Source organism: Actinomadura sp. NPDC048955, assembly GCF_040649435.1.
Taxonomy (GTDB): domain Bacteria; phylum Actinomycetota; class Actinomycetes; order Streptosporangiales; family Streptosporangiaceae; genus Spirillospora; species Spirillospora luteofluorescens.
This window is the reverse complement of sequence record NZ_JBEZJI010000022.1, coordinates 62,285-76,417: the sequence shown is the minus strand read 5'-3', so window position 1 is coordinate 76,417 and position 14,133 is coordinate 62,285. Positions and strand designations below refer to the sequence as shown.

At 65.8% G+C, this 14,133-nt stretch carries 12 protein-coding genes, 1 tRNA gene and 1 CRISPR repeat array; of the genes, 1 reads left to right on the top strand and 12 read right to left on the bottom strand.

The window, feature by feature from the left end; all coding sequences use genetic code 11:
- Positions 1-125: 125 nt before the first annotated feature.
- Positions 126-217 (top strand) — tRNA-Ser (locus AB0C84_RS21785).
- A gap of 161 nt (positions 218-378) precedes the next feature.
- Here AB0C84_RS21785 and AB0C84_RS21780 read toward each other — a convergent pair.
- The 12 genes from AB0C84_RS21780 to AB0C84_RS21725 form a co-directional block, all read right to left on the bottom strand.
- Entirely contained in the window at positions 379-2,052 is a 1,674-nt protein-coding gene (locus AB0C84_RS21780; RefSeq protein ID WP_361069106.1) for a tyrosine-type recombinase/integrase, read from the bottom strand.
- 353 nt (positions 2,053-2,405) lie between these two features.
- Entirely contained in the window at positions 2,406-2,597 is a 192-nt protein-coding gene (locus tag AB0C84_RS21775) for a helix-turn-helix domain-containing protein (RefSeq protein WP_067641242.1), read from the bottom strand.
- A 69-nt stretch (positions 2,598-2,666) separates the two neighbouring features.
- The gene (locus tag AB0C84_RS21770; protein ID WP_361069102.1) at positions 2,667-4,484 is read right to left on the bottom strand and encodes a hypothetical protein; all 1,818 of its coding nucleotides are present in this window, start codon (positions 4,482-4,484) and stop codon (positions 2,667-2,669) included.
- A 31-nt stretch (positions 4,485-4,515) separates the two neighbouring features.
- On the bottom strand, positions 4,516-4,848 hold the full coding sequence (locus AB0C84_RS21765) for a hypothetical protein (RefSeq protein ID WP_361069099.1): 333 nt from the start codon (positions 4,846-4,848) through the stop codon (positions 4,516-4,518).
- 1,226 nt (positions 4,849-6,074) lie between these two features.
- Positions 6,075-6,590 (bottom strand): ATP-binding protein, encoded by a 516-nt coding sequence (locus AB0C84_RS21760; RefSeq protein WP_361069095.1) that lies wholly within the window; start codon positions 6,588-6,590, stop codon positions 6,075-6,077.
- Between the two features lie 250 nt (positions 6,591-6,840).
- Entirely contained in the window at positions 6,841-7,050 is a 210-nt protein-coding gene (locus AB0C84_RS21755) for a DUF397 domain-containing protein (RefSeq protein ID WP_361069091.1), read from the bottom strand.
- On the bottom strand, positions 7,037-7,921 hold the full coding sequence (locus tag AB0C84_RS21750; protein WP_361069088.1) for a helix-turn-helix transcriptional regulator: 885 nt from the start codon (positions 7,919-7,921) through the stop codon (positions 7,037-7,039). Before AB0C84_RS21750 ends, AB0C84_RS21755 begins: the two co-directional genes overlap by 14 nt.
- Before the next feature lie 235 nt (positions 7,922-8,156).
- Positions 8,157-9,117: direct repeats of the CRISPR family, unit length 30 nt; unit sequence GTTGCGAACCCTCGTAGGGGCGATGAGGAC.
- Between the two features lie 141 nt (positions 9,118-9,258).
- Positions 9,259-9,522, bottom strand: coding sequence for a CRISPR-associated endonuclease Cas2 (gene cas2 / locus AB0C84_RS21745; protein WP_329088257.1), 264 nt, complete (start codon positions 9,520-9,522; stop codon positions 9,259-9,261).
- A gap of 10 nt (positions 9,523-9,532) precedes the next feature.
- Positions 9,533-10,513: a CRISPR-associated endonuclease Cas1 gene (gene cas1 / locus AB0C84_RS21740; RefSeq protein WP_361069084.1), complete on the bottom strand. Its 981-nt coding sequence runs from the start codon at positions 10,511-10,513 to the stop codon at positions 9,533-9,535.
- Position 10,514: 1 nt separating this feature from the next.
- Positions 10,515-11,012, bottom strand: coding sequence for a CRISPR-associated protein Cas4 (locus tag AB0C84_RS21735; RefSeq protein WP_361069081.1), 498 nt, complete (start codon positions 11,010-11,012; stop codon positions 10,515-10,517).
- Positions 11,009-13,420, bottom strand: a complete 2,412-nt coding sequence (cas3, locus tag AB0C84_RS21730; protein WP_361069078.1) for a CRISPR-associated helicase Cas3' — start codon at positions 13,418-13,420, stop codon at positions 11,009-11,011. Before cas3 ends, AB0C84_RS21735 begins: the two co-directional genes overlap by 4 nt.
- Before the next feature lie 17 nt (positions 13,421-13,437).
- Positions 13,438-14,091 carry a CRISPR-associated protein Cas5 gene (locus AB0C84_RS21725; RefSeq protein ID WP_361069074.1) on the bottom strand — a complete coding sequence of 218 codons (654 nt, stop codon included), beginning with the start codon at positions 14,089-14,091 and terminating at the stop codon, positions 13,438-13,440.
- Between the last annotated feature and the right edge of the window lie 42 nt (positions 14,092-14,133).

Here is a 14,133-nt window from a genome sequence, read left to right as displayed (position 1 = left end):
TCCGCTCCCGCGGCCCCGGGAGCGCGGCGCCCGGACGTGTTTCCAACTATGCTGTCGGAGCTGCGGGTCAGACTTTGCCGGTTGGCTCGCCGAACCGGTAACCTGTCCTGGGCCTGACGGCTCCTGGAGGATTCGCCTAGTCCGGTCTATGGCGCCGCACTGCTAATGCGGTTTGGGTGCAAGCCCATCCGGGGTTCAAATCCCCGATCCTCCGCCACTCTGACCAGGGACTTCGTCCAAGATTGCGATCTTGAGCGAAGTCCCTGTCGCATTCCAGATGTCCGTTTCTCCTGGCCTGGTGTGCACATGGTGTGCACGGGATGTCGGCGGAGTGCTTCCGTCGCCGGACGATGCGGGTGCTGGCCGTCTCGACTTTGATTACCCTGCGTGTTGGCCGCGCCGGTTGCGGTGGTCCGCGAACGAGATCACGTTGGCGGCGTCGGATGGTCTCGGCTGGGGTCGGCGAGGGACGACCGCGGCCACCGCCTCGGCGGCTGCCCGGGACACCTCGGGAAGTACCGAGGTGTAGGTGTCAGCCGTGAACGAGTGGCGGGCGTGGCCGAGCGTCTCGCTGATCACTTTCATGTTGACGTTGCCGAGCAGGGCGAGCGTCGCGGCTCCGTGCCTGAGGTCGTGGAAGCGGATCGGCGGCAGCGGCTCGCCTCCCGTCGCCACCTGGACGGTGCGAACGGAGATCCGGTGGTGACGAGCGATCCTGTCGATGGACCAGCCCTCGACGGAGTGCTTGCCCTGGACGAGTCCGTACTTCTTGATCAGGTCCTCGAACCGCGTGGAGATCCACTGCGGACGCAGGCGTGCCCCGTCCTCACGGGTGAAGACCCGTCCGGAGTCCACCCACACCTCGGGGCCAGCGGCGGACCTTTCACGTTCCTGAACGGCCCGCCAGTCCAGCAGTACCGAGATGGTCGCCTCGTCCAGCGCCACGGTGCGCTCGCCGGCCTCGGATTTGGTGTCGTCGTACTCGTCGGCCTGGCTCTCGGAGGCGGGGCGAGTCTCACGGACGGTCAACGTGCCCGTGCCCTGGAGGTCGGTGTCCGCCCAGGCCAGTCCCGCGACCTCGGCTCGACGCAGCCCGCGGAAGGCGACCAGGTGGAAGAGGGCGTACAACCGCTCGTCCGCGATGAAGTCGAGGAAGGCGCCCGTCTGGGCGGGCGTCCAGACCATCACCGGTCCAGGGACCTTTCCGGTCTCCTGCCACCGCTGGACGCGTTCGGTCGTCCAGACGAGCGGCTTCGCCCGCCTCCCCCTGATTCGAGGTGTTTCGACGTGCGCGATCGGGTTCTCCCTCAGGCGCTTGGACTTCACCGCCCAGTTGAGAGCGGAGAGTAGAACCGCATGGATCTTCCTCACCCGCGTCGGGGAGATGGGTTTGGTCTGTTTGCGGCGGGGAGCCTCTCCGACCTTGAGCTGTCGCGTTGAATAGGCGCGGACTTCAAGCAGACGCCGGAGCACCTCGCTCGGCTTCGCCCCCTCGGGGAGGGGACGGTTGATCTGCAGAATCGCCTCATACAGGGCGATCACGTGCTTATCCCTGAGGTCGACCAGCTTGAGGTGTCCAAGGCCGGGCACCAGGTAGAGCTGGACGATCTCCGTATAGTCCGCGAACGTCGAGCTGGACAGGCTCTCTGTCTTGGCCGGGAGCCAGATCGTCTCCAGGTATGCGCCCGTCTTCAGGCTCCGATCAAGCTCTCGTCCATGGATCTCGAACTTGGCGAGTTCCTCCGTGAGTGCTTGCTGCGCGGCCTTCTTGGTCTTGAACGGCCCGACGGTCGGCTGTCTTCGTCGGCCGCTGCTTCCTACGGGTGCGTCGTAGCGCGCCCACCATGCTCCGTGGTCGCGGTTGACCAGCTTCGGGCACTTGCCCGCGGGGTACTTCTCGCCGGTCTCAGGATTGCGGCAACCGCAGCGCTTGTAGGTCGTGCCTCGCATTTTTCCTCCTCCGGGAACGATTCCTTTCGTGGTGTCGGGGGTTGCGAGACGGCTCTGCGGGAGTTGCTCTACTCGTGAGGCCGTTTCCCAGCCGAACACCACTCGATTTGGGTCGAGCCCCTCGTCGATCTCAGTGAGCGTCAGGCCGACGTCAGGGCCTCACAGAACTCTTCGTGCCGGACAGCGAGGCCCTCGATCGCCTCACGGGCAGAGGGCGGCGGGAGGTCCCAGGGCGCAGAATCGAGGTGTGGCGTTCTGCTGCCGCTCACTCACGGTGAGTCAACTACAGCCAGGTAGATCTTTTCAAGTAGAGCTTTGAAGGTTGAACACCGAGGTCAGACGCCCGGCACCGGCATGCCGAGCTTCGTTGCCATCCCGGTGCCGGACGTCTCTCTCCGACATGTCAACCGCCCGTGGTTCATCCGGAATCGGCGAGCAAGCCAGCTCCTGAGGGACTACGTGACGCCGAGCAGTTTGCGGAGTTCCGCGGTCGGCACGCGGTAGGTGGTGCCGACTCGGATGATGCGGCAGGGGAAGTCGCCACGCTTCGCCAGCTCGTAGGCGTACGTACGGGAGAGTCCAAGTGCGCGAGCGGCGGTCATGATGCTGACGACCGTGGGGAGAGTGTCGAGGTCTTTGTGGTGCATGGTCTGCATTCGGATGCCTCCGTGTCTTGGTGTGTGGAGGTGGGGTGATGCTTCGCCATGGCGAACTTGTTAGCGGCGCTTGCGGCTTGGGTGAGTTGGTGCCGTGGGGCCGGTCGGCGCGGGGCGACTGGGGGCCGTGGGTGGCAGCGGAGCCCACGGGTTGGGAAACGCGGCCATGGCGAGACGTGCTTGTGAGGGCATGGCTGCCTGTGCGGATTGACGTGGCGCGTTGTCGGGGTCGGCCGGTTTTGCTGCGCGGACCTGGGCGGTGGCTTTTCGGGCGGCGTCGGCTTGGGCTTGGCGGTGCTGGAGTCGGCGGAGTTCGGCGATGGTGTCGAGCAGGTTGATGAGGTTGGAGATCAGCAGCATCGCCGACACCGCCGTCCGGTCCATGGCCCCGGTTAGCGCGAGGAGCCGGGCTGTGGTGCGCAAGGCGTTGCCAGCAGGAGTGGGGCGAGGAAGACGCCCGTAGGGTGCGCGAGCGGCGCGGTCGTAAGTGTCGGCTGCGCGACGGAGGTGGTGGTTCCCGGTTGCCTGGGCAGCCGCGTGAAGGGCATCGGAGGCAGCCCAGCAGGCGTCCTGGGCTGCGTGTGGATTGGTAGCCAGGTCGCGCCGGAGATGAGCAGTGGCGTGGGCAGCGGCACGGGCGGCGTCGTCGTAGAAGGCCTGCCGTTCCTCGACAGTGAGGTCGTCGTGAATCGGTGGCGCGGGGCCGGTGGCGGGCGAGGTCCAGCGTTGCTGGAGGCGCGTCAGTGAGAGGTCATCCCCAAGGCGGCTTCCCGCGTGCCAGGTCGGTTCTTCGTCACCGTCACCTGTGGGGAACGCGACGGCGTAGCCGGTGATCTGGGCAGGCAAGTACTGGCTGTAGCGCGCCTTGACCAGGAGGCCGTAATCCTGGAGGCGGTCAAGGAACTCGGTGGTCGTCCGGGCTTCGTCCGCGGTGCGGCGGACGGTCGTCCGCAGCACGGCCCGCTTCGTCCGCGCGGAGAGGTGCCGTCCGTCCAGTGGACGGACGGCGGACGAACCGTGGACCGAGCCGTCCGCACCTGCCCAGCGGTGGCGAAGTTTGGGCAGCGTGAGGTCGGAGGCGAGCTTGCCGCCCCCGTACCAGACCGGCTGCCCGTCCGCGTTCACATCGCCGGGCGCAGCCACCGCGTATCCAGTCAGTTCGCCGACCGTCCGCTGGCTGAACCGCCGCTTCACCAGGACACCATCGGCCTGGAGGCGTTCGAAGAACTCGCTCTCGCTGCAGGCGCCGGCGGCCGCCGTCTGGACCTTTCGACGCAGGACGGTACGGGACGGCACCGCCTGACGACGGCGGACGGCCTTCTCGGTCTCGCCGCGTTTGGGACGGCGGGCGGCAGTCCGGTCCGCCGGCGCCGTGGAACGCAGACCGAACCGCTCCTCCACCGCACGGCAGGCGTCGCGGACCCGGTACCCGTCGTTCCACACCTCTGGACGGACGCCGTCCGGCCGCGCCAGCGTGGCCACGATGTGGACGTGATCGTCGGCGTGGCGGACGGCGATCCAGCGAACGGAGTCCACGTCCCCCGTCGGCGCCAAGCCGGTCCGGCTCATGATCTCGGCCGTGATCTGCGCCCACTGCCCATCGGTAAGAACCGGGTCCTCAGGCGCGGCCCGCACGGCGCAATGCCAGACGGGCTTGCGGTAGTTCCGTTCACCGAGCAACGCCAGCGGCTGTGTCAGCAGACCCTCCAAATGACGAAAGTCACGGCGACCATCAGGCCCTACCCCCGGCTCTAGTCCGACCGCGTCCTCGAAACCCGCCACGATGTGCGGGTTGTGATGTTCGCCGTTGGTGCCCGGGCCGTAGAGGTACCGCAGCAGCCCCTGGACCCGGACGCCCCGCAAGACCTTCCCGATCACGGCGCAACGTTCGGGACCAATGCCTTCGCGATCACGGCAGCCGCCTTCTCAACTCCTCGGCCAGGTCGTCCAGCTTGCGGACCGTCTGCGCGGCGGCGCGGGCATACCACTGGATCGTCGACGACACCTCCCCTGAATTCAGCGCGGCGACAGCCTGATTGAGATTGACGCCGATCCGCTGCGCTTGACCACGCGCCTGCATGACGGCCTGCAGTACCTCGCGCATCTCGTTGTGCTCTGCTCGCGGCGTTCCGCTCGCCGCAGCCAACAACGTCAGCGCCGCCCAGGCCGCGGTCGCCAGCCGCTCACGCTCGGCGGCTCTCGACACCGCCGCGTGTTCGTCCTCCGACAGCAGGATGTACAACACCCGCCTCCGCTTCGACTCGCCATGAGCTCGGCGGTTGCGTCGCCTGACCACGCTCGACGCAGCCTTGTCTCTGCCGTCTTCGACCATCAGCGTGCTGACCCGGGATCGCGCTCGATCCCTCTCCCGCTGCGGACCGCGCCCGGTCCGCAGCCGATAACGCTTGCGTTTTCCATTTCTTGCCCCGCGCAGGCGGCGCCCCTTGCGGACCGCTCCTCTGCATGGCCGTTCCGCTCGGAAGAGCCTTGCAGCCTTCGCCTTGAGCTTGAGTGCAACGGAATGACGGAAGGGCGTCGCGCATCACCAAGGGGGCCGCCCCACTCGTGCCGGATCGCCGCCTCCGCCATGGGCGGACAGCCACTCACGCCCTCCGAGATCTCCGTCCTGAGCCGCCTGGTCGGTCGCCTACGCCGACGCCACGCGTTGGCATCCGTCGGGGCGGTGCCACGTTGTCTCTGAGCTCTCAGCCACGGGCTCATACAGAGTTGATCGTTTAGGTGGAGTGTGAGCCGCTCAGCAGCTCTGTCGTTGTGAGGGTCCAGTCCGTCCATGCGAGGTGTTCTCCTGGTTCAACGGAAGTCGGGATCATGCGGGGCTCCTCTCTGCCAGGCTCGCCAGCGCGACAACGGCAAAGTTCGACCGTCTGCGCTCAGCTTCTCTCATCGCATGCGAGTCAGCTACTTTGAGCATCGGTGTGGCGCCTTATCTCTCAAAAGCATTAGAGCGCAGGTCGGAGGCTCCCCGCCAGAGGGCCTGCCGGAGGACCTTGCAGCCTCCCGTCCATGGCTGTTCACTCGTCCCGTCAATCCACCGACGGGCCTCTCGGGCGGCAAGCACTCACCTGGGGTCCATCGAGCCTCCGGGCCCGGGTGGTGACAGCAGCGGCAGGCGGCACTCTCCTTGGAGCCGGGGCAGCCGCCTGCAGCTAATGCCCATGCCCTACCTGGCGAGTAGTCGCACCATGGCGGTATCGGTGCGCGCAACGGCCTCGCTCAGAGCCTCCGCTCGACCGATCAGGTAGGCGCGGCGCACTCGATCTTTCTCCGTGGACGCTCGGTTCCGCGTCTGCTTCGCTTCCTCGGCCAGTGCATCGCGCGATCGAGCGAATGCAAGGCCGATCCCATGCGCGAGGTCGGGCCCGGTCATCTCGTCGGGGACGATGAGCGCCAAGGGCGGCGGGACGGCTGGACGGCGCCGTGCGAGTCGTCGAAGCACCGGACGCGGTCTCACGAGGCGACTTTCCGGTCCAGAGCCCAGGAGGCCCAAACGACTTTCCCCGGCGTTGGCGTCGTGACGGGGTACCAGCCCCATTCGCCAGCCAGCATCGTCGCCAACCGGAGGCCGCGCCCGCCCTCGTCGTTGAGCCCGGTGTCGGGGATCTGCGGACGGCCGCTCGCGGAGTCTCGGACCTCCACGATGAGCTTCTTGGCCGATATTCGGAGTTGGATGAGGATCACCGCCAGTTCATCAAGGGCGAGCAGGTCCCTGTGAAGCGGCTCGCCCGTGACATCGAACGCGTTGGTGACGAGTTCGGAGAGCACCTGCCGGCACTCCCAACCATGGTCCGCCTCCAGCCCCCAAGCCGACAGCTTCGCCCGTGCGAAGGAACGCACCAGTGGGATCGCGGTTGGCAGCGCGGCAAGCCCCACGAGTTCAATGGAGTCGCCGCTGTTGCACTGAGGGGGCCGTGTGCCGGGAGTGGACGAGTCGCACTGCGTGAGCGGGATCGGTGGCACAGACATGTTCTCGCTCCTGACTGTATGCCTGCGGGTGGACGACAGCCGACTCACGCGTATCCGTTGGACACGGTCCCTGGTGACCGCTAGGCCACACCGAAAGACTGTCTGTCCTCGTCTCGTGACTGTCACGAGTATGTGATTGTCACAAGGTGCCCGCAAGAGAATCGGTAACAGTCCGCACTCTTTTCATCACCCAGACATGACAAAGGGGTCGAAGTGCGCCACTTCGACCCCTGATCCTCAGCTGGACCGGCTAAGGCAGGCGGTGCCTTCCCTCCCGGACCTCCACTAGAAATGCTGACCACGCCGTCACCTCAATCTCCAGCACTGGCCCAGCACCTCCGGAGGCGGTGTCCCGAACACCGACTCGACGTTCGCCGACTCGTCCGGCCTCGACACAGTTGTTGCCCGTTCCGCTGTACGAGGACTTGCGCCACCCGGCATGGCGTTCACGACTGGTCATGATGATCTTCCTGGTGCGACGGGAGGGATTCTGCGACATCCACCAGCATCTCGCGTGACTGCTCGACCGACCGGGCCGCATAAAGGAGGCCTCCATACACCAGCTCGAACTGCGCGGTCTGCTCCGGATCGGTGAGCACGAGGTCGGTCGTCACCGCCTCCAACGCCACCACAGCAGGGTCACCCTTGTCCGGATAGGTGTACATCGAGAACGAGCATTCAGGGATGTTGTACCCGGGGATTTCGGCATCCACTGGCAGGACCCGCACCGTCAACCGCTCGTCCTGCCGAGACAGATCGACGATGTGGGCAAGCTGGCGTCGGAACACATCCGCCGGGACAGAACGACGGCGGAGTACCACCTCGTCCAGAATCACCTCATAAGACGGCCCCGCCGGACGATGCAGCATCCGCTGCCGCCCGACCCGTCCCTTCAGCACACCGGCGACCTCGGCATCAGGCGGCAAGGGCAGCTCGGTGGTGGCCAAGCGCGTGGCGATGAACTCCTCAGTCTGCAGCAGTCCCGGGATCAGGTTCTGCTGATACTCACGGATCACGCTCGCACCGGCCTCCAGGTTGGCGAACCGGCCCTGGCGCTCACCGATCCCCGAGGACTCCCACCAGCCGTGCGACGCCGCCTCCGCGGTGATCTGCACGAGCTGCGTCCACTTGTCACCCTCGACACCCAAGACGTCCAGCAGCCGCTGAACATCCTCCTGACCCGGCGCAACGTGCGCGTTCTCCAGCTTGCTGATCATCTGCCGATACACGCCCGACCGCTTGGCCAGCTCCTGCGCCGAAACCCCAGCCCGTTCCCGCAGCTCACGCAACTCCGCCGCAAGCCGCAGCCGACGCACGTACGGACTGATCAATACTCACCCCGCGTTCTCAAACAGCGCCAGCCACGTCCAGGACAAGCAGCGTATCCAGGTCTCCTCCCTCGCGGGTCCGCCTTGCTCTAGGCCCACAAGCGCTCTGAACGAGTAGAGCGCCGTCGATGGGACGACCGCCCGCTGTGACCGACCACCGCCTGGCGGATGCGATGCTCCCCCGTCGCCGATGAACGGGGGCTTTGGGTGGCCAAACGTATGTGGACGTCAGCGGAGGTATGCGAACCCTCGCAGGGACGATCAGGACACTTCGACATCGACTACAACCAGTACAAGTAGTTGCGAACCCTCGTAGGGGCGATGAGGACTCGGCCAGCGAGGTCCTGTCCCTCATCCGCTCCGTCCGGTTGCGAACCCTCGTAGGGGCGATGAGGACCCCTGCAACTCGCCTCGTTCCTGCAGGAGTACATGTTGCGAACCCTCGTAGGGGCGATGAGGACTCCGCCTGAACGTCCCCAACCCGAGCCACGTCGGCCTGTTGCGAACCCTCGTAGGGGCGATGAGGACCTCTATCTGGCCCCCGTGGGGACCGCCGCGCCCGCGTTGCGAACCCTCGTAGGGGCGATGAGGACCCACGGGCGGCCCTGGTAGCTGATGGTGAGGCTCCGGGAGTTGCGAACCCTCGTAGGGGCGATGAGGACCACGAGCCTGATGAACACCACCCGCGGGGCGCTCCCGTTGCGAACCCTCGTAGGGGCGATGAGGACTTGATCATGTCGTACCTCAAGGGCCCCGAAGACAAGCGTTGCGAACCCTCGTAGGGGCGATGAGGACCTTGCGGAGGTCGACGCCGCACGTCAGGAACACCCACCAGTTGCGAACCCTCGTAGGGGCGATGAGGACTCGCTGGCGCGGCTGCGGCAGGAGATGGCCGACGATCGGTTGCGAACCCTCGTAGGGGCGATGAGGACTGGCCGACAGACCGAGCGCGGCCAGGACCGGCGCCAGTTGCGAACCCTCGTAGGGGCGATGAGGACGGCCTGGCCCGGGGCCACATGGGCACCCTGGAGGACCGTTGCGAACCCTCGTAGGGGCGATGAGGACAGGTCGCGTCCAGGCGCCGGTTCCACTCGACCCGGGTGAGTTGCGAACCCTCGTAGGGGCGATGAGGACAGGACTACATGGGCCTTGCGAGCGGACCCGTCCTGGTTGCGAACCCTCGTAGGGGCGATGAGGACCCCAGGGTAAAGCGCCAGGTGGGCAGAGGGAAGAACGGTCGGCGGGGGCGGATTTTGCAGCGATCCTCCGGTCGTGCTGTCAACCCCGGCGTGTCGCTGAAATCCACCTGATCAACTTGGGTCGGTGGACGGCTGAGGAGGCTACAAGATGTCAGTAGGAGCCGGCTCGGCAGCGCCCCAGGTGAGGCGGATGGGCGTCGTCCCAGGAGGAAACGTGTAGACGATGACGTTGTCATAGCTGAGATCCAGGAGGCTTTCGACCTCCGCCTGGAATCGGCGCAGTTGGGCTTCGCTGACCTGCCCTTCGAAGACGCTTCGCTGGACGTGGTGCAGGTATTTGCGACATGTCCGGAGGATGCGCGGGTTCCGTTCGGCTGCGGTGTCGTAGACAACGATGACGTGCACGACGCTCCTGTCACCACCAGATCCTGAAGGGTCTGTACGGGGTGCCTTCGAGGCATCGCCGGGTCAGCGCTAGTGCATCGAGGTAGAGGAGTTCGTCGTAGGCGACAGGCCGGCCGAGGGAGCGATGGGCGACGGTGACGGCGAATTCGTCGCGGACGGACTGGACTACCAGTTTTCGGCCACTTTCACTGAGCATAGCCTGGTTGGCTTCGCTGTCGAAGTGATGCTCCTTAATTTGGTTGCGGGCGGACATCCGCAGAAGCAGGCGTTCGGCGAACAGCGGTTTGAACATCTCCGAGATATCGAGAACTAGGGAGTGGCGCTGGCGTTCCATGCTGCTGTGCAGGAAAGCGATGCCGGTGTGCAGAGGTGTAAGACGGAGCGCCGTGAGGGTTCGGGCATAGATGATGCCGTTCACGTAACTGATGAATGCGTTGCCAGCGTTCTTTGGTGGGCGACGGCTGCGTCCGCCGAGTTGGAGCCACTCAGGGAGTTTTGTGTCCAGGACCTCCCATGCCGACCGACGGAAGGTTCCTTCAATGCCCATCAGATGGGCAGAGGTTTCAGCGGCTTCGATACTCTTCTGCAGAACGGTGTACGGGCGTGCGAGGAGTTTGCGGTCGATCACGCGGCGGACGTTGAACGCGGCGGAGTCGACGATGCTGCGAGCGACCTCGAGTGCGGCTTCGGGGTCTTCTGCAAGTCGAGCTTGCGCGAGAACCGTCTCGCCGGAGGTGCTGATGTCGGAGGTGAGAAGTGACCCGGCGTAGTCCCCGTAGTGGCTGAGGAGATGGACGTTGATCCGGTGTCGGTTGAGGAGTGCGACGACGCCGGTGTTGATGTCGGTTTCGGCGCAGGCAACGATGTCTCGGACATCGGTGACTGGGATATGAACCTTGCCGGCGGATTCGCGTTCGATGACGAGTGATTCGTCTTTGCGGCGGATCCGGCAGGGGCTGGTGAGCCAGTAGGTGCGTGCGGCGGCGGGCATGTCATTCCGTCCAGCAGTAGTCGGCGAAGCTGCATCCACGGCAGGCTGAACGCGCCAGGCGGTCGGGCGACGTGGCTGCGGCACCGACGCCGAGGACTTCGGCGATGTCGGCCTGAGCTTGGGCTGCGGCTTCTGGCGTGTAGGGGTAACGCTGTGTGCGGCGGGTCTTGGGGTAGTGCAGGATGGCCCCCTTGGCGTCGATGCCGATCTGTACGAGCCGATAGCAGTAGTGCCGTCCTTGGGCCTGGTCGGCGGGTGTGGGCCGAGCTGATGACTTGACCTCATGAACCCAATGCTGACCGTCGATGAAGTCGAGTTTGGCGGCGCCAAGATCTACGGGGCTGCGGCGGGCATACGAGGTTTCGTGGACGGCTTCACCGAGTTGAACGGCGCCACTCAGGTGTTCAGGCCGAACCCCGCGCAGGTAGAGCCAGAGTTGGCGCGGGCAGTGATAGAGGTACTTGATGTGGACGCCGCCGACGTCGTCAGCCTGGATCATAGAATTTCACCGGGTTCATATTTCTGCTGGGCATCGCGGTGTACGGCACGCAGGCCCAGGCGTGGGTCGTACTCGGCTTCAATGACAAGGACTTTGAGACGTTTGTCGTATGCACCGAGACCCATGCACCATGCGGGCAGCGGCATGAGATATTGGTCGGCATGCAGACGGCCAGCACTAGGACTGTTCGCCAGGCCCAATGCGGATTTGTAGCTGTCGTAGTCCTCTGCGATTATCGCTTCGATTCCCTCGAACTGCCGGTCGAACGCTTCGGTGAGCTCAGAGCGGTCATCGAAGGGTTGTGAGAACTTTAGGAAGGCGTCTTCGAAGTCGGAGCGGTGCTCATCGACTCTTTGGGCCCATTTCTGACCCCACGGGCTGGTGTAGATCTCGTCGAGCCATCCGGTGATGACTTGCTCGTCGATGGTTTGGCCGTCATGGCGGGCGAGGATGTCCCAGCCGAGCTGGGTGGGTTCGGCCTCGTAGACGCCGTCGGCCCAGACTTCGTGTCCCCCGCCGCGACGGGTGGCGTAGACGGGTTGGTGGACGATGACCGGTGCGGGGGCGAGCGCACCCAGCCTGTTGGCTCTACCGAAGCGCTGGACAAGGGCTTCGAGGTCCGCGGCCGAGGTATGGCAGGCGTCGAGGTCCAGGTCAAGGGACACCTCTAGAGCCTGGGTTCCGACTAGCAAGCCGGGTTGGCGAGGCTTCCCGCTGGCGAAGCGCTCCTGGATCGCTGTTTCGATGGCGGTCCGGTCCATCCGCCGGTAGCGCGAGTGCAGCAGGTGGGCGGAATCCTTGCCGTGGAGTTCTATGCAGTAGGGCCCGAGGGACTCGAAAAGAGTGATTGCGTCGCGGACGTTGTTGGCGACGACGAGGACGGAATGGCCGTCGGCGAGTCGCTCGCGCATCTCGTCGAGGGATGACTCGTCGGCCAGGTGGGCCTGGCGGATGTGGAGCCGGTGGCGGACTGGTGCACGGCTCTCTTGCGGGGGTTCGACCAGTGCCGTTTGTCCGTTGAGGGCTCGGGTCACCAGGTCGGCCAGCGCGGTCGGCATGGTCGCGGAGAGCACGGCGATGCGTCCGCCGAGCCGGTGCCAGAAGCTCATGATCGCGAGGATCATGCCGAGACGGCGGGCGTCATAGGCGTGCAGCTCGTCAAGGATGAAAATGGAGTTGGCGCTGTCGGCCAGGATGCTGGAGTGCACGGGGCCGGCCAGGGCGCCTCTCAGCACTTGATACGGGGTGCCGACGCGCAGGAGCTCGCGGAAGTTCTTCGTTGCCTCCGCGCGGGAATGGGCTTTGCTCGCCGCATCGGCCAGGTCGGCATCGTCACCGGCGCAACCGTCGGCAAGGGACTGGGCGAGATGGTACGAAGCGGCCTTCGAGTGGGCGACGCCGATACCGTCGGATGAGTCCAGGTCTTTGCTGAGCCGGCCGGTCATGGCGTTGATGCTGGCCAGGTAGGGCAGCAAGTAGAAGACGCGAGGGTTGCCCTTCGTGCGGGCAGCCAGGTCGCCGATCTGGGCGGTGGCCCACAGAAGGACGGCCTCGGTCTTGCCGCTCCCCGTCCAGGAACGGAGGAGGAGGTTGCCGATGGTTCTGGAGGCTTCTCCTTGTTGTGGACGGAGCGCATGACCTCGGGAGGAGAGTCGTTCTACCAGCTGGGTCGGATAGGTCTCGTCCAGTGGATGCCTGGTTTCCAGGGGTGCATGTGCTGAGGACAGGTGATCGGCCATGGTCACGGCGCCCAGCAACAGGACAGCCGTGGTACCGCGGCGGTCGCCGACCGGCAGCTTCCATTGCCACTGGTCCATGACATTTTGGAAGAGCCGATGGGCAGCGTCTGTCAGTTGCCGGACGTCCGTCCGTGGTGCGGTTGCGGTGAAAGGCAACCCGTACCGCTGGCCTGTGGCTTGCAACCACTCCAGGAGGTCGGCAAGGCGGTCCGGGGCCGCGGGCGTGAACTTGGCGGCGAAGTCTTCGGGGTGGTCGTCGCCGTACTGGGTGAGCAGCGGCAGCTTGGATGAGCCGTCGAGGCCGGATGTGAACGGGCGATGGTGCCCGGCCACCACTGCCGCGACCCACTCTCGCTGTTCGACCGGCAGGTCCGCGAGCAGAAGCTGGACGAAGCCGAGAGATAGCACTTCGTGCCGTTCACCCCAGATGGTCGGCTCCTGCCGAGGGACGTTGCCGATCATCCGCTGGAAGCCGTCTGGCAACTTCCCGGTGTCATGGAGCAGCGCGGCGATCGCCGCCCACGTCCAAAACTCGGCGGGCATGCCCGGGATGTCGCCGATCCGGGCTCGAATCGCCCCCACGGCTTCCAGGGTGTTGAGCAGATGGTCGGTCAGCAGCTCGCCGGGCACTCCAGGCGTGGTGGAGCTTTTCGCGCGCAGGTCCTTCACGACCACGCTCCGCAAGTTCAGGGGGCAGGGGTCAGTTGATTCGGATGGACGGGCGGGAGCATCGCGACGGCCTGCCCGTCCCTGGTGGCGAACCCGGTGTCGATCTCGGCGCGGGCACCGGCCGCGGCGTACCGGTAGCTGTCCCAGGTGAAGCGGGCACGGTCGTCGGATATGACGGTCGTCAGCCGCATCGCCGTGCCGACTGCTCTTGGTATGTGGAAAGGGACGACGGCGTGGCCTTGCCGGCCGCTGGATGCGCTCAACTCAACGCGGCGGGTGACGGTGGTGACCAAGTCCTGGCTGCGCCCCAGCCGCATTGGCCAGACCGGACGGCGAAGAGCACGGGCCCACAGGTCGATGTTCTCGGTGAGCCATACCGTCAGCGTGACCAGGGCCAGGAAATCGCGGTCCTTAATGGTCGCGTTGGCCTGGGTGCCCGGAACACCGAGCGGGTGGTAGGTCTCCAGATCAATGCCCGAGCCTGCGGCACGGAAGGTCATGCCGAAGCGGGTGTCGGGGGGCACCTGGTCCCATCCTCCGGCAGCGGCGGTGAGCAGTCCGCCGACGGTGGACGGCGGCGGGCAGGGCAGCCCCACCTGCAACCCGTCGTAGAGGGGATTGCGGAAGCTGACGATCGGGGCGGTGACCGTCAGTTCCAGGGCTTCGGGCATGGCGATGCTCCTTGCGGGCGACGCAAACGGCGGAATGCTCCC